This window comes from Nonomuraea sp. B1E8 (assembly GCF_039871515.1).
GTDB lineage: Bacteria > Actinomycetota > Actinomycetes > Streptosporangiales > Streptosporangiaceae > Nonomuraea.
Map to the genome: position 1 here is coordinate 132,901 of NZ_JBDPLS010000018.1, position 21,547 is coordinate 154,447.

A 21,547-nucleotide genomic window follows, 5' to 3' on the forward strand; every position below is an offset into this window, starting at 1 on the left:
CCCGCGTCATCGCGCCGGCCCCGAGCCGTTTCCGCCCGTTTCCCGGGCGCGCCCATTGTCGGTGCAGGGCCGGGCAGGCGGGGCCCGCACTGACCGGGGTCCGCGTGTCACGCCGGCGGCGTGCCCCGGGCCAGGCACTCCCTGACCAGGGCCACCGCGTCGGCGAGGGCGCCCTCGCCGACGCCGGTGCGGACGCCGCGGGAGTGCAGGTGCGCCACCAGGCGCTCGGTCGCGAGGTTGCCGTGCGCTCCCGGCGCGAACGGGCAACCGCCGTAGCCGCCGGCGGCGGCGTCGAAGCGGGTCACGCCCAGCTCCAGCGCGGCGTCGACCGTGTCGAGCGCCTGGCCGCGGGCGTCGTGGAGGTGCAGCCCGAACTCCACGTCCGGCAGGGCGGACCGGATCATGGCCAGCGTACGGGCGATCCGCTCAGGCTCGGTGGTGCCCAGCGTGTCGGCCAGGACGATGCGGGCCACGCCCATCCCGGCGAGGCCGCGGGCCACCGCGAGCAATCTGGACGGGGCGATCTCGCCGTCGAACGGGCAGGTGAACGCGGTGGAGACGCCGCCGGTGAAGGTGGCCCGCGGGTGGCCGGCCACCACGTCGCGGAAACCGGCCAGCACGTCCTCGACGCCGCGTCCCGCGTTGGCCAGGCTGTGCCCCTGCCCGGCCGACACGACGAGCACGATCTCGTCGGCTCCCGCCGCCACCGCACGGGCGACGCCCCGGGCGTTGAGCGCGAGCGCGCTGTAGCGTACGGAGCCGTCGCGGGGAAGCGCGGCGAACAGCTCCTCCGCGCCCGCCATCTGCGGCACCCTGGCCGGGTTGACGAAGGAGGCGGCCTCGATCGCGCGCACCCCGGCGGCGGCCAGCGCGGCGGCGATGGCGACGCGGTCCGGCACGGAGACCACGACGGGCTCGTCCTGCAGCCCGTCCCTGAGCACGACGTCGTTGACCGTCACTTCGGCGGCGACGGGCATGTCAGGCCCTCATTTCCGGCGTCACCGGTGACGGGCGGGTCCGTTCGCCTTCTTCGCGCCGCCGGCAGGGCATGTCAGATCACCTTCCTGGCGCGCAGCTCGCCGAGCCGGCCGGCCGAGTAGCCGAGCAGCTCGCCCAGGACCTGGTCGGTGTGCGCGCCCAGCTCGGGGCCGGCCCAGCGCACGTCGCCGGGCGCGCCGGGCACGCGCGGCACCACGCCGGGGAAGCGGATCTCCTCGGGCTCCCCGTCGACCGTGACCTTGAGCGGCCGGAGCATGTCGCGAGCCCGGTAGTGCTCGTCGGCGGCGATGTCGGCGGCGTCGTAGATGGGCCCGGCGGGAACGCCGGCCCGGCTGAGCAGGTCGACCGCCTCGGCGGCGGTGTGGCGGGCGGTCCACGCGGAGATGGCCCCGTTGAGCTCGGGCTCGCGCGCGTCGCGGGCGGAGCCGTCGGCCAGCGTGGGATCCGCGCCCAGGTCGGGGCGGCCCACCGCGGTCATGAGCCGGCCGAACACGCCGCTGGAGTTCCCCGCGATGATCACGGATCCGCCGCCGCTGGTGGGGTAGATGCCGCTGGGCACCACGCCGGGTAGGTTGCCGGCGGTGCGGCGGCGGATCACGTCGTACGCGTCGTAGTCGGGGACCAGCGACTCCATGGCCATGAACACCGACTCGTAGAGCGCCACGTCCGCGACCCGCGGCCCCTCGTGCGGGCGCCCCCGCGCCTTGGCCAGCAACAACATCAGCGCGCCGATCGCGCCGTACAGGCCGGCCAGGGCGTCGCCGACCGGTGCGGCGGGCCGGACGGGCTCGCGGTCGGGATGCCCGGTGACGTGCCGCAGGCCGCCGAACGCCTCGGCCACACCACCGAAACCCGCCCGGTCCCGGTACGGCCCCGTCTGCCCGTAACCGGAGATGCGGACCAGCACGACGTCGGCGTTGACGGCCGTCAGCTCGTCGGAGCCGAGCCTGAGACGTTCCAGCGTGCCGGGGCGGAAGTTCTCCACGACCACGTCGCAGTGGCGCACGAGGCCGAGCGCGATGTCCCGGCCCTCGCCGGTGCTCAGGTCCACGGTGACGGAACGTTTGTTGCGGGCGATGGTACGGAACATCATCGACGTCCGGCCCCTGCTGCGCCGCCAGCCGCGCAGTTCGTCCCCGGTGCCGGGCCGCTCGATCTTCACGACCTCGGCGCCGAAGTCCGCGAAGATCCGGGTGGCGAACGGCGCGGCGATGAAGCTGCCCAGTTCGAGGACCCGGATCCCGGCGAGCGGCGGTTGGTCTCCTTCGTCCACAACAGTGCCTTTCTCAAATAATGAGTAAAGATGCTCATTTAACGAGAATGAGAGCCTATTTGTGACGATAGAGGCCCATATTTGGACAAACAAGGGGAGCGCGCCCCATAAGGACGCCATGGCAGGGCGCGTAGGTGGGCCTAGGGGTGCACATGCGGGCCGGGCGCCAGGTCAGCGGGCGCTGCTCTGGCGGGGGCGCAACTCGGCGGGCAGGACGACCGTGGCGGGCCGGCCCGCCGGGGTGGCGATGCGGTCGACGAGCAGGCGGGCGGCCATGCGACCGAGCTCGTACGTCGGCTGGGCCACCGTGGTGAGCGACGGGCGGACCAGGTCGGCCCACGGGATCTCGTCGAACCCGACCACGCCCATCTCCCCGGGCACCCGCACCTCGCGGTCGGCCAGGCAGCGCAGCGCGCCCACCGTCATGAGGTTGTTGGCCACGAACACCGCGTCGGGGCGCTCGGCGGAGGACAGCAGCGACGCCATGGCGTCGTAGCCACCCTGCTCGCGGAAGTCGGTCCTGGCGACCAGCGGCTCCGCCGGCGGCTGCTGCGCGGACAGGGCGGTGGTGTAGCCGCGCAGGCGCAGGTCGGCGGTGCTCACACCTTCGGGCCCCGTGATGCAGGCGATGCGCCGGTAGCCGGCGTCGAGCAGGTGCCGGGTGGCCGTGCGCGCGCCCGCCTCGTTGTCGACCACCACGGTGTCGACCTCGCCGCGCGGCAACTGGCGGTCGATGGCGACGACCGGGATGGGGGAGTCGAGCAGGCTCTTCGCCGCCTTGGCGCTGCCCGACGACGCGATGATCACCCCGGCCATCTGCTCGCTCAGCGCCGCCGCGACGTACGTCTCCTCCTTGGCCGGGTCTTCGTCGCTGTTGCACAGCACGACCGAGTAGCCCGCCTGCTGGGCGACGTCCTCGACGCCGCGCACGGTGGCGGTGAAGAACGGGTTGCCGATGTCGGAGATGATCACGGCCCAGAGCGTGGTGCGGCTGCGCCGCAGGTTGCGGGCCACCGCGTTGGGGCGGTAGCCGAGCTCGCGGACCGCGGTGAGCACCCGCGCGACCATGGCGGGATCGACCGTCCTCGCGCCGTTGAGCACGCGCGAGACGGTGGCGGCGGACACGCCGGCCTCACGGGCGACATCGTAGATAGTGGGCATCGCACCAAGTTTCTACCATCGCCGGGCTCGGCGCTCCCGGGCCTTCGGCGTCCAGCAGGGAAAACTCCAAGATCATCCTGTCACACTTCAAACTTTCTCGAAATATGCCGGCCCCGCGGGGCGGGCTCCCGCCCGGTCTCTGGCACGCGAGGGCTTGACGCCTGTCACGCCACGCTTGTACGTTCGGCCAGAAATCGATTGCTCACAGCTGTTCTCCGACACCTCCCACCGTCATCGGCCCACCGGGCACCGCGGCCGTCGAAAGGGTCGCGCACTTCGGCAACACCGCGTACTACAACGACGGCGACAGATCCCGCAGCGAGGACGACTGGAACGACGAGCGCAAGGGCGCCAGCTGGTGGGGATACACCTGGCCGCGCGCCTACACGATGGACAAGGTCGTCTTCACCAGCGGGAAGATGTTCGGTGACGGCGGCTGGTTCGGCGCCGATCTCAGGGTGCAGGTGCGCAAGGACCACGAGTGGACGGACGTGAGCGGGCTGCGGATCACCCCCGGATATCCGTACGACGACACGGCGGGGCCCTTCCGCGCGTACGAGCTGGCTTTCGACGCGACCGGCGGTGACGGGGTGCGGATCATCGGCGCCCCTGGCGGCACCCGGACGTTCACCTCGATCGCCGAGCTGGAGGTCTACCACACAGGCGGCACGTGAACGCGGCCGCCCGCTCGGATCAGGCCAGCGCGTCGAGGGCGCGATCGACGTCGTCGGCGGTGGTGTAGACGTGGAAGCTGGCGCGTACCTTCCCGGCCCGTACGGCCGCGCGGATGCCGGCCGCCTCCAGCCGCTCGCCCGGGGCGTCCACGGAGACGATGGCCGTGTCGGAGGGCTCCAGGCCCAGCCCGGCCCTGAAGCGGTTGGCGAGCGCCACGTCGTGGTCGTGGACACGCTGGACGCCGAGCTCGTTCAGCAGCTCGATGGCGGGGGCGGCGCCGACGTACGAGAACCAGGCGGGTGACAGGTCGAACGCGCGGGCGTCGGGGGCCAGGCGCAGCGGCGGGCCGTAGTAGGAGCCGCTCTCGCCGGCGCCCGCGTACCAGCCGGCGGCCAGGGGGCGCATGCGCTCGCGCAGGCGGGGCGACAGGTAGCCGAAGGCGGCGCCGCGCGGCGCCATCAGCCACTTGTACGCGGCGCAGGCCAGCGCGTCGATGCCGGCGACGTCCACCGGCAGCCAGCCGCAGGCCTGCGACGCGTCGGCGATGACGAGCGCGTCGCAGGCCCTGGCGGCGGCCACGATGTCGGCGAGCGGCGCGACCTGGCCGGTGGCGGACTGGACGAGGCTGAAGGCGACGGCGCTGGTGGAGCCGTCGATCGCGTCGGCCAGCCGGTCGGCGGGGACGGTCTCCACCCGGGCGGCCACCGCCCAGGGGAACAGGTTGCTGGTGAACTCGATCTCGGGCACGACCACGCGCGCGCCCGGCGGCAGCGCCGTGGCGACCGTGGACATGATCTGGGAGACGGTGGAGCTGATCGACACGTCGGCGACGGGGGCGCCGACGAGGCGGGCGAACGCGGCGCGCGAACGGGCGACGGAGGCGTCCCAGGGCGTCCAGTCGCTGCTCCCGTGCCGCCAGTCGGTCAGCACGGCCTGGAGCTCGTCGGCGGCGCGCCGCGGCGGCAGGCCGTAGGAGGCGGTGTTGAGCCAGCCCGGATCGGCGTCCCAGAGCTCGCCGGCCGTGGAGATGAGATCAGCGTCCATGAGTTCAGCGTAGGCCGCCCGATCCGCCCAGCGCCGACTGGTCACGTGACCGGGAGCCGGGCCGTCCAGTCCGCCAGCCGCCGCCGTCGAGCGTGGGCGGGTCGGTGAACAACGTGCCGAGCTGGGAGCGTACGGCGGCCCTGGCTTCGGGCGTGATGGAGACGTGTGCGAGCTGCACGAAGGGATCCCTTCGATCAAGGTGTGGACGAGCACGGGTGAGCACGGCGTGGCGGTGGCGTGGATGCCGCGGGGCGGCGGCTGATCGCGGCGCCGCGGGTTCCCGGCCGGGCTGGGCGGGTACGCGTACCTCCTCCCGTGAGAAAGGCCTGGGGTACGGCGATGATCGAGAAACTGGCCGAGCTGGGCGAATTCGGCGCGCGGGCCGCCGTCGCCCTCACCCGCAACGGGTTGCTGCGACCGACCCATCCGGCCGCGCTCGCCCGCGTGGTGGAGGCGTACCGGCATTTCCACGTGACCCCGGCCGCCGGGCTGGCGATGGCGGCGGCGCGCTGGCCGGACCGGCAGGCCGTGGTGGACGAGGACGGCGCGCTCACGTTCGCCGCGTTGGACGGGCGCGCCGCCGCGCTGGCCGCCGGCCTGCACCACCGGCTCGGCGTGCAGCCGGGTACGACGGTGGCGGTCATGTGGCCCAACCACCGCGGGTTCGCGGAGGCGGTCGCGGCCGTGTCCCGGCTGGGCGCGGACCTGCTGCTGCTCAACACCGGGCTGGCCGGGCCGGCCCTGCGCGACGTGCTGCGCCGCGAACAGGCCGACGTGCTCGTCGCCGCGCCCGGCCTGCCGCCCGTGGACTTCGCCGGGCGGCGCGTCGGCGACCTGGACGAGCTCATGCGCTCCGGCGTCCCGCCCGCTCCGGTGCCGCGGCGGCCGGGACGGCTGGTGCTGCTCACCTCCGGCACGACCGGCCTGCCCAAGGGCGCGCCCCGGCGGCTGTCGGTGGCGGAGCTGGCCGAGCCGTTCGTCTCGATGCTGGCCACCGTGCCGGTGCGCGGCGGCGAGCCGATGCTCATCGCGCCGCCGCTGTTCCACGGGCTCGGCATCCTCTGGTACGCGGCCGCGCTCGTGCTCGGATGCCCCGTCGTCCTGATGCGCCGATTCGACCCCGACGCCGTGCTCGACGCCCTGGAGCGGCACCGGGCCGGCGCGCTGGTGGCCGTGCCCGCCATGTTGTCCCGGCTGCTGGCCCGCGAGCCCCGCGACCTGCCCGGCCTGCGGGTGGTGGTCTCCGGCGGCGCCGCGCTGCGGCCCGACCTGGCCACCGCGTTCATGGACGCCTACGGCGACGTGCTCTACAACCTGTACGGCTCCACCGAGGCCGGCTGGGCCGCCCTCGCCACGCCCGAGGACCTGCGGGAGGCCCCTGACACGATCGGCCGCCCGCCGCGCGGCGCCACCGTGCGGATCGCGGGACCGGACGGGGAGGAGCTGCCGGCAGGCGAGACGGGGCGGGTTCTGGTCGGCGGCGGGCTGGCGTTCGGCGCGCGGGCGGGCGAGCTGATGAGCACCGGCGACCTGGGCCACCGGGACGGGCGGGGGCTGCTGTTCGTCGACGGCCGCGACGACGACATGATCGTCTCCGGCGGGGAGAACGTCTTCCCGCAGGAGGTCGAGAACCTCCTGGCCCGCCTGCCGGGCGTCGCCGACGTGGCCGTGCTGGGCGTGCCCGACGAGGAGTACGGCCGGCGCCTGGCGGCGTACGTGGTCGCCGAGGAGGGCGTGACGCTGTCGGCCGATGAGCTCAAGAGCGCGGTGAAGGCGGAACTGGCGGGGTTCAAGGTGCCCCGCGACGTCGTGTTCGTGCCGTCGGTCCCGCGCAACCCGACCGGCAAGGTCGATCGCTCCCAGCTCACCGGCCGCTGAGCCCGCCGCAGGTCTCACCGGCCGCCGGGCGCGTGGCAGGGGTCACCAGCCGCCGGGTGCGCGGCAGGGGTCATCGCCCTGGGGGAGCCCCGCCGGGCTCCCCCGGCCCCCGCGCCTGCCGCATGGCGGGGTCAGGTGCTCTCGGGGAGCGAGGCCGTCCCATGCGGGTTGTCGATGACGTAGCGCCACTGGCCGTCGGTGCCCCGCCGGACGACGTCGGTGGCGGTGCCGGACATGTCGATCCGGCTGCCGTCGCTGGCGGTGCCCCGCATCGACCAGTCGACGATGAGCAGGGCGATGTCGCCGGCGACGTACACGTGCCGGGGGCGCGCCTCGATCGGTAGGCCGAAACTCTGCAGGTGCTGGTTGGCGGCCAGGCGGCCGGCGCCGGTGACGGGATGGCCGGGGACCGGCACGAGGACGGCGCCGTCTTCGTAGACGTGGTCGAAGGCTTGAATGTCACGGGCGTTCATGGCCGCCACGAAACGGGCGGCGGCGCTGCCGGGGTCGCCTGCGAGCACCACGTGAGGCCGGGAAGTGTCATGAATGTTCATGACAACATGATCATATCACGGACGGGGGTCGCCGGCGCCTGCGGGGGCGAGGTCGAGCGTGGCCAGCGCGCCGCCTTCCGGCGGGTTGGCGAAGGTGAGCCGGGCGCCCAGCACGCCGGCCTGACCGGCGGCGATGGTCAGGCCCAGGCCGTGACCTGCGGCCGTCTGGTCGCCGCTCTTGCGGAAACGCGCCGGCCCGTCGCGCAGCAGATGGCCGGGGAATCCGGGGCCGCGGTCGTGGACGGTGACGCGAGCTCCGTCGACCACCACGGTGATCGGTGGCCGGCCGTGCCGGGTGGCGTTGGTGAGCAGGTTGGCCAGGATGCGCTCCAGGCGGCGCGGGTCGGTGGCCACGACGGCGCCGGCGCGGACCACGACCTGCGCGTCCGGGGCGAGCGCCGCCGCGCGGTGCGTGGTGAACTCCCCGAGAGCGACGTCGGACAGGGCGGGGCGTTCCGTGGCGGTGTCCAGCCGGGCCACCTCCAGCACGTCCTCGACGAGGGCGCGCAGGGCCTGGGTGCGCTCCCGCACGATGTCGGTCATCCTGCCGGGCGGCAGGAGCTCGGCGGCGGTGGTGAGGCCGGTGAGCGGGGTGCGCAGCTCGTGGGCGATGTCGGCGGTGACCCGGCGTTCGGCTTCGAGGCGGGCCCGCAGGGCGCCGGCCATCGCGTCGACGGCGTGGGCGAGCTCGGTGGCCTCGTCGTGGGAGCGGCCGCCGATCGCCGCACCCACCCGGACGGTGGGGTCGCCGGCGCTGACGTGGCGGGCGGCGGTCGCCGCCCGGCGCAGCCGGTCCGACAGGCGCGCGCCGATGGCGATCCCGGCCAGGGTGCCGCCGGCGACGACCGCGGCCGAGCCCAGCAGCAGGACCCGGTCGAGCGCGGCCAGGTCATCGAGGCTGTGCCGGTAGTCGGAGCGCAACGACAGCACGTGGTCGCCGGTGCCGGCCGCCGCCCAGATGAAGGTGCCCTCGGAGGTCTGGCGCAGCGCGGTGGCGACGTTCCCGTCCCGCGCCGCCGCGCGCAGGTCCGCCGGCACGGCCGGGTCGTCCAGCCGGCTGCCGAAGGCCGGCTGGCTGCCGCGGTGATATTCGCGCAGCAGCAGCTGGATGCGTTCGGCCTGCAGGCGGTGGGCGTCGTCGGCCTGCTTGCGGGCGTAGGCGAGATGGACGATGAGGCTCAGCGCCACCGCCACGACGACGCTGACCGCGGCGACCGTGGCACTGATCTTCCAGCGCAGGCTCATCCGCCGCGGCCCCGTCGCCCTCCACAGCCTCACTCGCCCTCCGCGCGCAGCTTGTAGCCGAAGCCGCGCACCGTCTCGATGCGCTCGCCGCCGATCTTGTTGCGCAGCCGCTGCACGTGGATGTCGGCCAGCCGGGAGTCGCCGCCGTAGGCGTAGTCCCAGACGCTTTCCAGCAGCACGTCCCTGCTGAGCACCGTGCCGGGCGACTCGGCGAAGCGCAGCAGCAGTCGCATCTCGGTCGGGGTGAGCGCCACCGGCCTGCCGCCGCGCAGCACCCGCATGCCGTCGACGTCGATCTCCACATCGCCGAAGCGCAGCGGGCGGGCGCGCCGCCCGGCCGGAGCGCCGCCCTGAGCGCTGCGGCGCAGCACCGCGCGGATGCGGGCCAGCAGGACCGAGCCGTCGAAGGGCTTGGTCACGTAGTCGTCGGCGCCCGCCTCCAGCCCGACGACCACGTCGACGGCGTCGTCCCGGGCCGACAGCATGATCACCGGGACGAGGCTCTCCTCGCGGATGCGCCGGCACAGGCTCACTCCGTTCATGCCCGGCAGCATCACGTCCAGCAGCACCACGTCGGGGGTGCGGGCGCGGAAGGACTCCAGGCCGGACATCCCGTCGGCGGCGGTCGTGACCGTCAGGCCGTCGCGTTCGAGGGTCAGCTGGGTCACCTCCCTGATCACCTCGTCGTCCTCGACGAACAACACGTGCGGGGTCTCGGTGGCGTCCATGGAATCCCTGTTCAACCTCTCGGGTCGTCTCACGCGCCGTCGAGGACGAGCGTGCGGCCGCTCCAGCGCAGCGGCGTCGTCCGCGTCGCGGTCGGGCAGGAGGCGGCGTCGCCCGGCCGGTATTCCGGCCGGACCAGGACCAGGGCCGCGTCGCGGACCTCGACGCGGCTGCCCGCGCCCTCGTGGGCGTAGACGCGCTCACCCGGCTGATCTCCGGCGAGACGGTAGACATAGGTGCCACGGGTGCCCTCATATCCGCAACTCCGGCCCGGGCAGGTGTAGACGGTGACGGCCACCAGGCGGACGCGCCCCCAGTCGCCGGACAGGGAGATCTCCTCGGAGTAGACGGGGAACTTGCCGTGCTCGCACCGCCTGATCGCGGACGTGCTCTGGGTGCCCAGCCGCGGATCGTCCCGCAGCACCTGCAGGCCGTCGAGGTCGGACGGCGCGCCGGCAGCCGTCTGCGCCGGCGCGGGCGAGGCCCGGTCATGGCTGGCCTGCCCCTCCACCCGCACCCGCGGATCGATCCCGCACCCGGCCAGGGCGAGAGCGCACAGCACGGCTCCCGCGACGGCGGACGGTTTTCTCAGCGACATGCCGCAGATAATACCTGCCGCGCATTGTTACAAGACCTATGGATTACCGCTGGCATTTCGATGTAAAAGCGGAAAGGAATCGACGGCGACCGCCTTTACGGTGGTCGCCATGGAGCTTCGCGCTCCATCCCGGCCTGGGCGTCAGGGCCGGTGCCGCGGCCGGAAACCGTGCGGCCGATAACGCGTGAGAGCCCCGTCGAAGAAATTGCGTGACGCATACAGAGAAGACATCGAAACGTTCGCCCGGAGAAAGCCGGGACCATGTCCCTGCCTTGGGAGGCCGACCTGAAATGAACCATCCCGTGGACGTTCCCCGTGACGCCCCGCCTGCGAACCGACCCCGGCCCCCGCGCGGGCGGCTGCTGGGGCTGGACGCCGTGCGGGCGCTGGCCATCGTCGGCATGGTCTACATGCACGTCAGCCCGACCGGATGGTCGAGCCCGGCCCCCATGCCGGAGAAACCGGCGGTGCTCGACTGGGTCGAGCACGCCGTCTCCGGCCGGTCGATGAGCCTGTTCGTGCTGATGGCCGGCATCTCGGTGGCGCTGATGACCGGTGGGCCCGCGCCCCCGGACGGCGAGCGGCTGACGACCGCCAGGAGACGGCTCGCGATCCGCGCGGCCATGCTGCTGCTGATCAGCCTGTGCGTGGACCAGCTGTCCGGCATGAACCTGTCGATCCTCGAGTTCTACGCCGTGTGGCTGCTGATGCTGATACCGCTGGTACGCCTGCGCCCGGGCACGCTCCTGGCCGCCGCCGGCGTCCTCGGGGCCGCGCTGCCCGTCTTCTGCTTCGTCGTGCTGAACTTCGGCCGCACCTGGGCCATCTCCCCGATGAACGCCGCCGGCGCCGAGCCGGCCTTCGGCCTGACGGTGCTGCTGAGCCCGCAGGACTGGCTAGCCGAACTTCACCAGCTGCTGATGGGCGGTGGTTTCCAGACGCCGTACGCGATCCCGCTGCTGCTGGCCGGGCTGGCCATCGGCCGGCTCGATCTGCGCAGCCCGGCCGTGCGCGTCAGGATGGCCGGCTGGGGCGCCCTGCTGGTGGCCGTCAGCTGGCTGGTGTCGTGGGTGGCGCTCGTCCCGCTGGGCGCCGAGGCCGCGCTGGCGGCGATGATGAAGTCGACCGGCGGGCCGATGGTGCAGCCGTGGGCGTCGGTGCTGACCCTGCCGCCGCACCAGCTGTACGCGCTGAGCATCCCGATGGCGCCGATGATGACCGGGGTCGCGCTGCTGCTGCTGGCCGGGCTCCTCACCCTGCTGGAGCGGCCCGGCTGGCAGGTGGTCCTGCGGCCGCTGACCGCGGCCGGGAGCCTGGCGCTGACCTGGTACGCCGCCCACCAGGTCTTCATCCAGCGGGTGGCCGGCGACCCGCCCTACTCCTTCACCCTGTTCGCCGGCATGGTGGTCTTCGCGTTCGCCGTCTCGCCGCTGTGGTTGCGGTGGATCCGGCGCGGGCCGCTGGAATGGCTGGTTCACCGGGTCGTCATGGTCGCGCCGGACCGCGCCCCGGCGGCCAGGCACAAGGCCGGCTAGGCGGCGCGCGCGGCCGAGCCGGGGAGGACCTGCGCGAACCCTTCCCGGCTCACCGGCCCCGGCGCCTGGCAAGTAGCAGGACGCACGCGACGGCGCCGAGCAGCACGGTGGCCAGTCCCGAGGCGCCGAGCGTGGCTCGCGGGCCCAGCGCCGTCGTGACCGGTCCGCCCAGCGCCGTGCCGAGCGGCGATGCGGTGAGCAGCGCCGCGCTGCGGGCGGCGAGCATCGCGGCCAGGTGCTCCGGCGGCGACTTCGCCTGCATGAGCGTCACCGACAGCGCCACGAACGGCCCGTAGACCGCGCCGCCGAGCCCGAAACACGCGACGGTCACGGCCACCGGCACATCGAAGGCGAACGGCAGCAGCAGGAGCCCCCAGCCGAGCACGATGGCGACCGTCACGGGCCAGAGCGGCAGCCGCCGCAGCGTGCCGGCCGCGAGCCCGCCGAGCACCGCGCCGACGCCGAACACCATCAGAGTCTCCCGAGGGGACCGTCGACTTGAGGCGACGGGTGAATCGGGAGCGGGAGGGCCGTCAAGGCCCGAGTGTGTCCTGACCTGTCAGGTCCGCGCATCACGGATGTCCTTCCTGGTTTTGTCGGCGCCAGCCGGTATCGTGGCGGTGTCGTTACCGAACGTGACGGGAGGTGGGGTGTGCGCAGGTCGTTCAAGTTCCTGCTGCGCCCCACGGCCCGGCAGGCGGCGGCGCTGGCGGCGTGTGTGGAGGACCACCGGCAGCTGTACAACGCCGCTCTGGAGCACCGGCGCACCGCCTGTGCCAGGGCGGGGGTGAGCGTCCGTTACGGGGAGCAGTCGGCCGAGCTGAAACACATTCGCGCCGATGATGCGGACGGGCAGGGGCGTTGGTCGTTCTCCTCCCAGCAGGCCACCCTGCGACGGCTCGACAAGGCGTTTCGCGCGTTCTTCGACCGGGTCAAGGCCGGACGCGCGCCGGGCTTTCCGCGTTTCAAGGGGCGTGGCCGGTTCGACACGGTCGAGTGGCCGAAGGACGGCGACGGCTGCCGGTGGGACTCCCAGCCCGGCCACCCGACCGTCACCTACGTGCGCCTTCAGGGGGTCGGGCATGTCCGCGTTCACCGGCACCGCGCGGTCAGGGGCCGGGTGAAGACGGTCGCGGTGAAGCGGGAAGGCAACCGCTGGTTCGTGGTGCTGTCGTGCGACGACGTGCCGACTGAACCGCTGCCCGCCACCGGCGCGGTCGCGGGGATCGACATGGGCGTGGCGTCGCTCGTCACCACCTCCGACGGTGACCGGGTGGCCAACCCCCGTCACCTGGCCGCCACCGTCGGCCGGCTGGCCGCCGCTCAGCGGGTCCTGGCCCGGAAGGAACGGGGTTCCAAGCGGCGGCGTAAGGTGGTGGCCCGCGTGGCCTCGCTGCACGCCAGGGTGCGCAGGCAACGTCTGGACGGCGCGCACAAGGCCGCGCTCGCCCTGGTCCGCATCTATGACGTGATCGTGCACGAGGACCTGCGGATCGCGAACATGACCCGCTCGGCGTCCGGCACGATCGAAGTCCCCGGCCGCAACGTCGCCGCCAAGTCCGGCCTCAACCGGAGCATCCTGGACGCGGGCTGGGGGGTGTTCCTGACGATCCTCGCGCACAAGGCTGAAAGCGCCGGTCGCAAGCTGATCGCGGTGAACCCCGCCGGCACCTCCCGCACCTGCGCCCGCTGCGGGCACTGTGCGAAGGAGAACCGCGCCACCCAAGCCGACTTCGCCTGCACGGCGTGCGGGCATGCCGCACACGCCGACGTGAATGCGGCGGTCAACATCATGAGGGCAGGGCTTGCCCTTCGCCAGGCTGCGCAAGCGGCTTAGCGAGAAGCCGCTCCCGTCAGGGAGCGGAGGAGTCACCCAGTAGAGGCCGAGCAGCAGCAGGGTGCCGGGCGCGCCCAGGTCGTGGGTCGCGCGGCGGAGCGGGCGTGATCCAGCAGGTCCAGCGTCAGGTCCGGCTCCAGGTCCTCGAGGTACCACCGGGAGTCCCGGTAGGCGTGGTTGCTGACCCAGAACGCCATCACGCCGTCGTCCAAGGACCTGGCGTAGGTCGCCAGCGACCAGGAGTTGCCGCCGTCGTGCCAGGCGATCCGGCCGTCGCCGGTGTCGAGCACACTCCAGCCGTACGCGTACGACTCCTCCGAATTCGGCATCGGCGCGTACGGGGTGGAGAGCTTCTCCTTGGCGCTGTCCGTCAGGACGGCGTCGCCGGTCAGGGCGCGGTGCCAGCGGAACATGTCGCGGGCGGTGGACAGGATGCCGCCGTTGCCGCGCAGGTTCCAGCACGTCATAGTCGTCGCCGAGCGCCTCGGGCAGGCCCGCCGTGTGGGCCAGCAGGTGATGCACCGTGATCTGGCGTTCGCCGGGCGGGACCGGGCCGAGATGGGCGCTGATCGGGTCGCTGGTGCGCAGCCCCGAGCCCGCACCGGCGCAGGCACCGGAGGCCGTGCCGGTGCGGCGCACGCGGGCCTGGAGGCGGCGGGTTCTGGCGGGAGCGGCGGCACTGGGCGTGATTCTGGCCGGAGGGGCGGCGCTGACGCTCGGAAGTGACTCGGTCGAGACGTACGAGACGACCGTCGTACGCTGACCCCGGGCGAGGTCAGAAGGCGTTGACGAGGACGACGTACACGGTGGTGCCGATGCCGACGCTCAGGATCGTGCGGCGGCCGAAGGCGAGGTGGACGCCGGCGGTGACGGCGACGGCGAGCAGCGCGTGGAGGGTCGCCCGTGGTTCGGCGGCGATGGTGCCGTGCAGGGTGGTGACGGCGAGGATCGCGAGGATCCCCACCGGCATCCACATCGACAGCTGCCGCACCGTCGCCGACGTGCGGAGCGCGCGCAGCGCGGCGAAAGGCACGGCGCGCAGGGCGAAGGTGATGCCGAACACGATCGCGAGGACGGCCAGCAGGTAGGGCGTGCTAGGCACCGGCGGCCTCCCCGACGGCCTCCCCGGCGGTCCCTTCAGCGGCCCGGCGGGTGGCGAGCAGGTGGCGGGCCAGCAGCAGGGCGAGGAACACCAGCAGCGCGGTGAACAGGGCGACGCCGGGGGTCAGCATGAGCGCGGCCGCGACGCTCGCCACGGCGAGCAGCACGGACGGGATCTCGCGGCGCGAGCGGACCGCGTCCAGGGCGAGCGCCGTGAACAGGGCGACCAGGGCGAACTCCAGGCCCTTGACCGGGCCGGGCAGCGCCGTGCTGAGAGCGACGCCGGCCAGGCCGCCGCCGACCCAGTAGGCCTCGCAGGCGATCTGCATCGCCAGCAGCCGGGGCGCCGAGCGTTCGGCCTCGGGCAGTGCGGCGTTGACCGCGTACGCCTCGTCGATCATCGCGTAGACGGCGTACGCCTTGGCGAGCGGGTGCCTGACCACGTGCAGCGGGAAGGAGAAGGCGTAGAACACGTGACGGAAGTTGACCACCAGGACGGTCAGGGCGATCGCGCCGAGCGGCGTGACCGTCGCCGCCATCCCCACCACCAGCAGCTCCACGGAGCCGGCGAAGGCGGACAGCGACAGGGCCGGGGCCAGCCACCAGGGCAGGCCGGCCTGGACGACCAGCAGGCCGAGCGCGATCCCCAGCGGGAGGATCCCCAGCCCGGCGGAGAACGAGTCGCGCACCCCGGCGGCGACCTGCTGCCGCCGGGTGGCTGGGAGGGACGTGGTGACCTGCGAGGGAACGTGGTGTCGCACCTCTCCATGGTCTCGCATATCGCCCGCCATGTGGTTGCCGATGTTGCCCGCCAAGGCCGCTCTGGTGCAATGTTCTTACTGTGGATGCGATAGACAGAGCAATCATCACCGAACTGGAGCGCGAGGGGAGGCTGACGAACGTCGAGCTGGCCCACCGGGTCGGGCTCACCACGGGGCCGTGCCTGAGACGCGTCCAGCGGCTGGAGGCCGACGGCGTCATCCGCGGTTACCGGGCCGTCATCGACCCCGCCGCCGTGGGGAGGTCCTTCGAGGTGCTGATCGACCTCACCCTCGACTCGCAGGACGCGGGGACCGTCGAGCGCTTCGAGCGCACCCTGGCGCGGGCCGAGGAGGTCGTCGAGCTGCGCCGGCTCTTCGGCACCCCCGACTACTTCATGCGCGTGGCCGTCGCCGACCTGGCCGCCTACGAGACCTTCCTCAGCCAGTACGTCATGACGATCCCCGGCGTCAGGGGCGTCACGTCGAACTTCACGATGAAGAACATCAAGTCGGCCCCGTGACGGCGGCTAGATCCAGCCCTCCTCCCAGGCGCGGTGGGCGGCCGCGTGGCGGGAGGTGACGCCGAGCTTGGCCATGGCTCCCGACAGGTAGTTGCGCACGGTCCCCGGCGCGAGGTGGACCTGGGCGGCGATCTCCTTGATGGTGGCGCCCGAGCGGGAGGCGCGCAGCACCTCCAGCTCGCGGCCGGTGAGCGGGCAGTCGTCCTCGGTCAGCGCGGAGGCGGCGATGTCGGGGTCGACGTAGCGGCGCCCGGCCGCCACATCACGGATGATCTCGGCCAGCCGGGCCGCCGGCGTCGTCTTCGGCACGAACCCGCTCACCCCCGCCGACAGGGCCCGGCGCAACACGCCGGGGCGGGCGTGCCTCGTGACCAGGATGACCTTGGTGGGGAGTTCGGCCAGGATCTCCCCGGCCGCGCGCAGCCCGTCGGCCGGGGGCATCTCCAGGTCGAGCACGGCGATGTCGGGCCGGTGCTCGCGCGCGAGGCGCACCGCGTCGGTCGAGGTGGCCGCCTCGGCGGCGACGTCGAGGTCCTCCTCCAGGCTCAGCAGCGCCGCCAGCGCGCCCCTGATGAGGTCCTCGTCGTCGGCGATCAGCAGCCGGATCATCACGCCTCCGAGTTTCGCGTACGTGATGGGCGGCCGTCCACCGGCAGCGTGGCCGTCACGGTGAACCGGTCGCCGGCGTGTTCCCAGGTCAGCTCGCCTCCTGCCGCGGTGAGGCGCTCGGCCAGAGCGGCCAGGCCCGTGCCGGTGCCGGGCGGGCCGCAGGCGCCGTCGTTGCCGACGCGCAGCCGGGCCAGGTCGCCGGCGACCCGGTAGCCGACCTCGGCGTGCCGTGCCCGGCTGTGGCGCAACACGTTGGTGGTGGCCTCCCGCATCACCAGGCCCAGCAGGTGGCGGGCGGTCTCCGGCAGGCCCGCCGGGTCGGAGGGGCCGGCGGGGTCGACGTGCGTCGTGGCGTTGATGCCGGCCGCGGCGAGCACCCTGGTGGCGTTGGCGATCTCGGCCTCCAGGGTGGTGCGGCGGTAGCCCTGCACGACGGCGCGGGTGTCGCGCAACGCGTCGGCGGCCAGCCGGCGTACCTCCTGCATCTCCGCCGCGGCCCGCGCCGGGTCCGCCGCCGCCAGCCGCGCGGCCAGCTCGCTCTTGAGCGCGATCACCTGCAGGTGGTGGCCCTGGATGTCGTGCAGGTCGGCGGCGAAGCGCAGCCGCTCGTCCTTGACCGCCAGCTCCGCGGACATTCGGCGGGCCTGGTTCAGCCGATCGGCGACGTCCCAGGACCACAACATGCCGAGGGTGACCCAGCCGGTCAGGGCGACCAGCCCGGCGGGGAGGGCGGCGGCGAGGAGCGGATCGTCGCCCAGGGCCAGCGCGACGCCGCCGCCCGCGACGCCGGCCGCGGCCGCCGCGGCGGCGACCAGCGTCCAGCGGCGCCCGGCCGGCAGGTACGTCGCGGCGATCGAGGCCATCGTCGCCGGCGCGAGGGACCATGCTCCGTAACCGCGGGCGGCCAGCAGCACCCCGCCGAGCACGGTCGCGCCCGCGCAGCCAGCGGCCAGCCACACCGCCGGGGCGCGGCCTGGGGACCCGCCGGGTTCGCCGCTCAGGCGGCGGCCGAACAGGACCGCGGCGGCCACGGCGGTGACGGCCAGCCCGCCCGCGGCGGGCGGCCTGGCCGCCGCGGGAACCCCCGGATTCAGGATCCACGGCCCGCTGCTGAGGATCAGGAGGGAGCAGGTGAGGAGGATCAGGGTCCACCACGTGAAGCGGCGGAAGCTCCGCAGCCCCGTATCGGCCGGCAGGTCACGCACGCGGCCATTCTCGCAGCAGTACGGGTCCGGGCCGCCGCCTGACCGCCGCATGACAAATGTCATCAGAGCGGGTGACACATCGAGGCCTGCACGTGCGGTTCCGGCCCTGTCGCGGGCGAGCCCGCTCGGCCAGGCTGAACGTGGGACGGATACCCCGCCCCCCTATTCGGAAGGAGCCGCGTCATGGCGACCTCGCACCACATGGACGAGACGACGGCACAACACGCCGGGAATGAGGAGCCGCACATGGACCGCCGGACACCCGGTCGCACGCACTGGGCTCGTTTCCTGCTGAACCGCTGGCCCACGGCGCTCGCCCTGGCCATGACCGCCCTGCCGTCGAGTGGCGGCGGTGAGGGCGCGGTGGGCATCTTCGCGCAGGTGCTGACCCTGCTGCCGCTGCTGTACCTGGTCGTCGCCAAGGTGGGAAGGCGGGCTCTCACGTGGCCGCTGCTCGGTGTGGGGCTCGTCGCCGTCGTCGGGCTGCGGATGCTGGACGTGGTCGCGATCTCCACCGTCTTCGTGTCGATCGCCCTGATCGTGCTGGTGTGGGGCGCGCTCGACGGCCATCTGCGACGGCCCGGGGAGTTCCGGCTGCAGGCGCTGGGCTGGGTGGTGTTCACGGCGCTCGCGCTGACCGGGCTGGTCGTCGACCCCGACCTGGGCCGCTACGTGGTCGCGGCCGGCTGGCTGCTGCACGGCGTGTGGGACTTCGTGCACCTGTGGCGGAACAAGACCGTGGCGCGTTCGTACGCCGAGTGGTGCGGCGTCGTGGACGTCGTGGTCGCCGTGCAGCTGATCGTCCTGGTGTGACGGGATCGCAGGCGAACGCCGGCGCCGCTCCGGGCGGGCGGCCACTGCAACTGCGCGCAGGAATGCCTCGCAGCGGTGGAACATCGCCGGCTCGTGATCGACGATGGAGGGCCGGAAGCACCCCATCACACGGAAGGCCGATGTCATGCGTTCACGCTTATGGGCCGGGCTCGCCGCCACGATCACCGCGGTGCTGCTGACGGCGCAGCCCGCGGCGGCCCGGGCGACGGTGGAATTCTCCGCCGACGCAGGCGACCGGTGCCGCCACGGCGTCACCGAGGGCACGCTGGAGTGGGTCGAAGGGCCCGTCATCCGGCCCACGGTCCAGGTCAAGGGCACCCTGTCCGACAGCGCCGGCCCGTCGATCTGCGGCCCCGACGCGATGCACTCCCGCGCCGCCTTCACCGCCTACAACGGCACTACCGTCGTCGACTCCGAGGAGGTGAAGGCGGACGACGCGACCGTGGCGGTCTCGATCGGGTTGTCCGACCCGACCGGAGTCACCTCCATCGACCGCGTGGTCGTCCAGGTGTGCCGCTACAGCAACTCCCCGTTCGGCACCAGCTACTGCGGCAGGGCGGCAGAGTACAAGACGCCCTGAGCCGTGAACGGGGCGGCATCCCCTCGCCGGGTGCTGCCCTCGCGCTCTTGCCCGGCGCGTGAGCTTACTTGACGCCGCAGGTGGGAAGGCGGATCCACGGGGGACACGATCGCTTGGGGGGCGTCATGGTCACGTCGCGAGGCGTCTTCAGGCGCAAGCCGGTGGAGCAGATGGCCACCGAGCACGAGGGGGAGCTCGCCAGAACCCTGGGGTTGTGGCAGCTGACGGCCATCGGCGTGGGCGGCATCATCGGCGCGGGCATCTTCGCGCTGGCCGGCGCGGTGGCCAACGAGACCGCGGGGCCCGCCGTTCTGGTGTCGTTCCTCATCGCGGGCGTCGCCAGCGCCGCCGCCGCGCTGTCGTACGCCGAGTTCGCCGGAATGATCCCGAAGGCCGGGTCCGCCTACACCTACGGGTACGCCGTCCTCGGGGAGATCGTCGGCTGGTTCATCGGCTGGGACCTGCTGCTGGAGTACACCGCGATCGTCGCGGTCGTCGCCATCGGCATCTCCGGCTACTTCGGCTTCCTCGTCCAGCAGCTGGGATTCGCGCTGCCCTCGTGGATGCTCGGCGCGCCCGGAACCGGCGAGGGCCGGGTGGTGGACCTGTTCGCGGTGCTGCTCTGCCTGCTCATCGCCTTCCTGCTGAACCTCGGCATCCGCAGCGCCGCCCGGTTCGAGACGTTCGTGGTGGGGGTGAAGGTCGCCGTCGTGCTGCTCGTCATCGTGGTCGGCTTCTTCCACATCAACACCGCCAACTACCACCCCTTCTTCCCTTTCGGGATCGGCGGGGCCATCACCGGGGCCGCCACCGTGTTCTTCGCCGTGTTCGGCTACGACGCGATGAGCACCGCGGCCGAGGAGTCACGCGACGCGCGGCGGCACATGCCCAGGGCGATCATCTACTCCCTCATCATCGCCATGGTGCTGTACGTGCTGGCCACGCTCGTGCTGACCGGCATGCAGAACTACCGGGAGATCGATCCCGAGAGCGGCTTCTCCTCGGCGTTCGCCTCGGTCGGACTCTCCGGGCTGGCGTCCGTGATCGCGGTGGGCGCCATCATCGGCATCCTCACCGTGATGTTCACGTTCATGCTCGGCGTCACCCGCGTGTGGTTCGCGATGAGCCGTGACGGGCTGCTGCCGCGATGGTTCGCCAAGGTGCACCCGGTACGGCGGGTGCCCTCGCGCGTCACCTGGATCGTGGGCGCCGCCTCCGCGGTGATCGCCGGGTTCCTGCCGATCCGGGAGGCCGCCGAGCTGACGAACATCGGCATCCTGCTGGCGTTCGTGGTCGTGTGCCTGGCCGTGATCGTGCTCCGCTACCGGCAGCCCGGCCTGCACCGCGAGTTCCGTACCCCCGGGATGCCGGTCGTGCCCGCTGTCGGGGTGGTCTTCTCGATCTGGCTGATCACGTTCCTGGACCCGGTGACGTGGCTGCGCTTCGCCGCCTGGTTCGTGCTCGGGCTGGTCATCTACTTCGCCTACAGCCGCCGGCACTCCGCGCTGGAACGGTCGCCGGCCGGGACGGGCGAGCGCTGACGCGCCGTCGAGCCGTCCGCCTGACGTCGCCTGCTGTGGCGAGGATCACACCGTGCAGCCGTCCCGAACTGAAGGCCGCGGGAGTCAAGAGAGGGACATGACCCTCACAGGCAAGGACCGACCATGCCGAAGACCAGCACCGCTCTCCTGCGCGACCTGCACAAGCCCGGCGACCCGCTGATCCTGCCCAACGTGTGGGACGCGGGCAGCGCAACCGTCGTGGCCGAGGCCGGCTATCCCGCCCTGGCGACCGCCAGCGCGTCCATCGCCGCCCTGCTGGGACGCGACGACCACGAGGGCGCACCGGTCGGCGAGATGTTCGACATCGCCGCCAGGATCATCAGGGCCGTGGACGTGCCGGTGACCGTCGACGCCGAAGCCGGCTACGGCCTGCCGCCCGGCGAGCTCGTCGAGCGGCTCACCGCCATCGGCGCGGCCGGGTTCAACATCGAGGACACCGACCACCGGGCCGGGGGACTCGTCGACGCCGGGACGCAGGCCGCGCGCATCGCGGCCCTCCGGGAGGCGGGCCCCGACCTGGTGATCAACGCGCGGGTCGACGTGTTCCTGACCGGCTCCACCTCGACCGAGGAGGTCGCCGAGCGCGGGCGCCGCTACCTGGAGGCCGGCGCCGACTGCGTCTACCCCATCATGGCCCCGTCGGAAGAGGTGGTCGGCGACCTCGTCAAGGCCGTCCCCGGGCCGGTCAACGTCGCCTGCATGCCCGGCATGGACCTGGGCAGGCTGGCCTCCCTCGGCGTCGCCCGCGTGTCCTTCGGCCCGCTGACGTACCTGACCGCGCTGGAGGCGCTCAAGACCATGGTGGGCCGCATCCGCGCGGGCCAGGACCCGTACGCGGCCTGACCCGCG

25 protein-coding genes are annotated in these 21,547 nt (G+C 73.0%); 10 read left to right on the top strand and 15 right to left on the bottom strand.

From position 1 onward, the window contains the following. Positions 1-107 precede the first annotated feature (107 nt). The 3 genes from ABGA98_RS40455 to ABGA98_RS40465 all read right to left on the bottom strand — a co-directional run bounded on the left by ABGA98_RS40455 (position 108) and on the right by ABGA98_RS40465 (position 3,433). A complete protein-coding gene (locus ABGA98_RS40455; protein ID WP_347623769.1) occupies positions 108-977 on the bottom strand; it encodes a hydroxymethylglutaryl-CoA lyase in 870 nt (289 codons plus the stop codon). A gap of 74 nt (positions 978-1,051) precedes the next feature. Beyond that, a complete protein-coding gene (locus ABGA98_RS40460) occupies positions 1,052-2,272 on the bottom strand; it encodes a CaiB/BaiF CoA-transferase family protein (RefSeq protein ID WP_347623770.1) in 1,221 nt (406 codons plus the stop codon). Between the two features lie 171 nt (positions 2,273-2,443). Next, on the bottom strand, positions 2,444-3,433 hold the full coding sequence (locus tag ABGA98_RS40465) for a LacI family DNA-binding transcriptional regulator (RefSeq protein ID WP_347623771.1): 990 nt from the start codon (positions 3,431-3,433) through the stop codon (positions 2,444-2,446). Between the two features lie 389 nt (positions 3,434-3,822). Between ABGA98_RS40465 and ABGA98_RS40470 the strand changes: the two genes are divergently transcribed. Beyond that, entirely contained in the window at positions 3,823-4,107 is a 285-nt protein-coding gene (locus ABGA98_RS40470; RefSeq protein ID WP_347623772.1) for a hypothetical protein, read from the top strand. A gap of 19 nt (positions 4,108-4,126) precedes the next feature. On the opposite strand, the gene ABGA98_RS40475 is transcribed toward ABGA98_RS40470, so the two are convergent. Next, the gene (locus tag ABGA98_RS40475; RefSeq protein ID WP_347623773.1) at positions 4,127-5,152 is read right to left on the bottom strand and encodes an aminotransferase class V-fold PLP-dependent enzyme; all 1,026 of its coding nucleotides are present in this window, start codon (positions 5,150-5,152) and stop codon (positions 4,127-4,129) included. Between the two features lie 4 nt (positions 5,153-5,156). Continuing rightward, complete coding sequence (locus ABGA98_RS40480; protein ID WP_347623774.1) at positions 5,157-5,330, bottom strand: hypothetical protein; 174 nt, start codon at positions 5,328-5,330, stop codon at positions 5,157-5,159. Between the two features lie 161 nt (positions 5,331-5,491). Between ABGA98_RS40480 and ABGA98_RS40485 the strand changes: the two genes are divergently transcribed. Continuing rightward, a complete protein-coding gene (locus ABGA98_RS40485; protein ID WP_347623775.1) occupies positions 5,492-7,030 on the top strand; it encodes an AMP-binding protein in 1,539 nt (512 codons plus the stop codon). A gap of 131 nt (positions 7,031-7,161) precedes the next feature. Here the strand turns inward: ABGA98_RS40485 and ABGA98_RS40490 are convergent, their stop codons facing one another. The 4 genes from ABGA98_RS40490 to ABGA98_RS40505 are packed head-to-tail and all read right to left on the bottom strand — an operon-like array spanning position 7,162 to position 10,153. Further along, positions 7,162-7,584: a DUF4440 domain-containing protein gene (locus ABGA98_RS40490; protein ID WP_347623776.1), complete on the bottom strand. Its 423-nt coding sequence runs from the start codon at positions 7,582-7,584 to the stop codon at positions 7,162-7,164. A 15-nt stretch (positions 7,585-7,599) separates the two neighbouring features. Then, positions 7,600-8,862, bottom strand: a complete 1,263-nt coding sequence (locus ABGA98_RS40495; RefSeq protein WP_347623777.1) for a HAMP domain-containing sensor histidine kinase — start codon at positions 8,860-8,862, stop codon at positions 7,600-7,602. Then, positions 8,859-9,557: a two-component system response regulator CseB gene (gene cseB / locus ABGA98_RS40500; RefSeq protein WP_347623778.1), complete on the bottom strand. Its 699-nt coding sequence runs from the start codon at positions 9,555-9,557 to the stop codon at positions 8,859-8,861. The genes ABGA98_RS40495 and cseB overlap by 4 nt, the downstream gene beginning before the upstream one ends. A 29-nt stretch (positions 9,558-9,586) precedes the next feature. Further along, positions 9,587-10,153 carry a hypothetical protein gene (locus tag ABGA98_RS40505; RefSeq protein WP_347623779.1) on the bottom strand — a complete coding sequence of 189 codons (567 nt, stop codon included), beginning with the start codon at positions 10,151-10,153 and terminating at the stop codon, positions 9,587-9,589. A 302-nt stretch (positions 10,154-10,455) separates the two neighbouring features. Between ABGA98_RS40505 and ABGA98_RS40510 the strand changes: the two genes are divergently transcribed. Next, the gene (locus ABGA98_RS40510; RefSeq protein WP_347623780.1) at positions 10,456-11,688 is read left to right on the top strand and encodes a DUF418 domain-containing protein; all 1,233 of its coding nucleotides are present in this window, start codon (positions 10,456-10,458) and stop codon (positions 11,686-11,688) included. A 49-nt stretch (positions 11,689-11,737) separates the two neighbouring features. Here ABGA98_RS40510 and ABGA98_RS40515 read toward each other — a convergent pair whose 3' ends face one another. Next, the gene (locus tag ABGA98_RS40515; protein WP_347623781.1) at positions 11,738-12,160 is read right to left on the bottom strand and encodes a hypothetical protein; all 423 of its coding nucleotides are present in this window, start codon (positions 12,158-12,160) and stop codon (positions 11,738-11,740) included. A 180-nt stretch (positions 12,161-12,340) separates the two neighbouring features. Between ABGA98_RS40515 and ABGA98_RS40520 the strand changes: the two genes are divergently transcribed. After that, on the top strand, positions 12,341-13,525 hold the full coding sequence (locus ABGA98_RS40520) for a transposase (protein WP_347623782.1): 1,185 nt from the start codon (positions 12,341-12,343) through the stop codon (positions 13,523-13,525). Positions 13,526-13,557: 32 nt separating this feature from the next. Here the strand turns inward: ABGA98_RS40520 and ABGA98_RS40525 are convergent, their stop codons facing one another. Further along, positions 13,558-13,992, bottom strand: a complete 435-nt coding sequence (locus ABGA98_RS40525; protein ID WP_347623783.1) for a serine hydrolase — start codon at positions 13,990-13,992, stop codon at positions 13,558-13,560. Between the two features lie 56 nt (positions 13,993-14,048). Between ABGA98_RS40525 and ABGA98_RS40530 the strand changes: the two genes are divergently transcribed. After that, the gene (locus tag ABGA98_RS40530; protein WP_347623784.1) at positions 14,049-14,288 is read left to right on the top strand and encodes a hypothetical protein; all 240 of its coding nucleotides are present in this window, start codon (positions 14,049-14,051) and stop codon (positions 14,286-14,288) included. Positions 14,289-14,300: 12 nt separating this feature from the next. On the opposite strand, the gene ABGA98_RS40535 is transcribed toward ABGA98_RS40530, so the two are convergent. Together ABGA98_RS40535 and ABGA98_RS40540 are read right to left on the bottom strand one after the other, a co-directional pair. Continuing rightward, entirely contained in the window at positions 14,301-14,627 is a 327-nt protein-coding gene (locus ABGA98_RS40535; protein WP_347623785.1) for an AzlD domain-containing protein, read from the bottom strand. Then, positions 14,620-15,387, bottom strand: a complete 768-nt coding sequence (locus ABGA98_RS40540) for an AzlC family ABC transporter permease (protein WP_347623786.1) — start codon at positions 15,385-15,387, stop codon at positions 14,620-14,622. The genes ABGA98_RS40535 and ABGA98_RS40540 overlap by 8 nt, the downstream gene beginning before the upstream one ends. 80 nt (positions 15,388-15,467) lie before the next feature. Here ABGA98_RS40540 and ABGA98_RS40545 point away from each other — a divergent pair, with 80 nt between their 5' ends. Further along, positions 15,468-15,908, top strand: a complete 441-nt coding sequence (locus tag ABGA98_RS40545) for an Lrp/AsnC family transcriptional regulator (RefSeq protein WP_347623787.1) — start codon at positions 15,468-15,470, stop codon at positions 15,906-15,908. Positions 15,909-15,914: 6 nt separating this feature from the next. Here the strand turns inward: ABGA98_RS40545 and ABGA98_RS40550 are convergent, their stop codons facing one another. Both ABGA98_RS40550 and ABGA98_RS40555 read right to left on the bottom strand, forming a co-directional pair. Then, on the bottom strand, positions 15,915-16,517 hold the full coding sequence (locus ABGA98_RS40550) for a response regulator transcription factor (protein WP_347623788.1): 603 nt from the start codon (positions 16,515-16,517) through the stop codon (positions 15,915-15,917). After that, a complete protein-coding gene (locus tag ABGA98_RS40555; protein ID WP_347623789.1) occupies positions 16,517-17,722 on the bottom strand; it encodes a histidine kinase in 1,206 nt (401 codons plus the stop codon). The genes ABGA98_RS40550 and ABGA98_RS40555 overlap by 1 nt, the downstream gene beginning before the upstream one ends. A gap of 183 nt (positions 17,723-17,905) precedes the next feature. Here ABGA98_RS40555 and ABGA98_RS40560 point away from each other — a divergent pair, with 183 nt between their 5' ends. From ABGA98_RS40560 to ABGA98_RS40575, 4 genes are all read left to right on the top strand, one after another. Next, positions 17,906-18,535, top strand: a complete 630-nt coding sequence (locus ABGA98_RS40560; protein ID WP_347623790.1) for a hypothetical protein — start codon at positions 17,906-17,908, stop codon at positions 18,533-18,535. A 145-nt stretch (positions 18,536-18,680) separates the two neighbouring features. Further along, positions 18,681-19,136, top strand: a complete 456-nt coding sequence (locus ABGA98_RS40565) for a hypothetical protein (RefSeq protein ID WP_347623791.1) — start codon at positions 18,681-18,683, stop codon at positions 19,134-19,136. A 125-nt stretch (positions 19,137-19,261) separates the two neighbouring features. Then, the gene (locus ABGA98_RS40570) at positions 19,262-20,677 is read left to right on the top strand and encodes an amino acid permease (RefSeq protein WP_347623792.1); all 1,416 of its coding nucleotides are present in this window, start codon (positions 19,262-19,264) and stop codon (positions 20,675-20,677) included. Between the two features lie 123 nt (positions 20,678-20,800). Then, positions 20,801-21,541, top strand: a complete 741-nt coding sequence (locus ABGA98_RS40575) for an isocitrate lyase/phosphoenolpyruvate mutase family protein (RefSeq protein ID WP_347623793.1) — start codon at positions 20,801-20,803, stop codon at positions 21,539-21,541. Positions 21,542-21,547: the final 6 nt, after the last annotated feature.

Coding starts and splice junctions, on each gene's coding strand:
- ABGA98_RS40455 (WP_347623769.1), bottom strand. CDS start 977: ATGCCCGTCGCCGCCGAAGTGACGGTCAACGACGTCGTGCTCAGGGAC.
- ABGA98_RS40465 (WP_347623771.1), bottom strand. CDS start 3,433: ATGCCCACTATCTACGATGTCGCCCGTGAGGCCGGCGTGTCCGCCGCC.
- ABGA98_RS40470 (WP_347623772.1), top strand. CDS start 3,823: ATGGACAAGGTCGTCTTCACCAGCGGGAAGATGTTCGGTGACGGCGGC.
- ABGA98_RS40475 (WP_347623773.1), bottom strand. CDS start 5,152: ATGGACGCTGATCTCATCTCCACGGCCGGCGAGCTCTGGGACGCCGAT.
- ABGA98_RS40485 (WP_347623775.1), top strand. CDS start 5,492: ATGATCGAGAAACTGGCCGAGCTGGGCGAATTCGGCGCGCGGGCCGCC.
- ABGA98_RS40490 (WP_347623776.1), bottom strand. CDS start 7,584: ATGAACATTCATGACACTTCCCGGCCTCACGTGGTGCTCGCAGGCGAC.
- cseB (WP_347623778.1), bottom strand. CDS start 9,557: ATGGACGCCACCGAGACCCCGCACGTGTTGTTCGTCGAGGACGACGAG.
- ABGA98_RS40505 (WP_347623779.1), bottom strand. CDS start 10,153: ATGTCGCTGAGAAAACCGTCCGCCGTCGCGGGAGCCGTGCTGTGCGCT.
- ABGA98_RS40515 (WP_347623781.1), bottom strand. CDS start 12,160: ATGGTGTTCGGCGTCGGCGCGGTGCTCGGCGGGCTCGCGGCCGGCACG.
- ABGA98_RS40525 (WP_347623783.1), bottom strand. CDS start 13,992: ATGACGTGCTGGAACCTGCGCGGCAACGGCGGCATCCTGTCCACCGCC.
- ABGA98_RS40550 (WP_347623788.1), bottom strand. CDS start 16,517: ATGATCCGGCTGCTGATCGCCGACGACGAGGACCTCATCAGGGGCGCG.
- ABGA98_RS40560 (WP_347623790.1), top strand. CDS start 17,906: ATGGCGACCTCGCACCACATGGACGAGACGACGGCACAACACGCCGGG.
- ABGA98_RS40565 (WP_347623791.1), top strand. CDS start 18,681: ATGCGTTCACGCTTATGGGCCGGGCTCGCCGCCACGATCACCGCGGTG.
- ABGA98_RS40570 (WP_347623792.1), top strand. CDS start 19,262: ATGGTCACGTCGCGAGGCGTCTTCAGGCGCAAGCCGGTGGAGCAGATG.
- ABGA98_RS40575 (WP_347623793.1), top strand. CDS start 20,801: ATGCCGAAGACCAGCACCGCTCTCCTGCGCGACCTGCACAAGCCCGGC.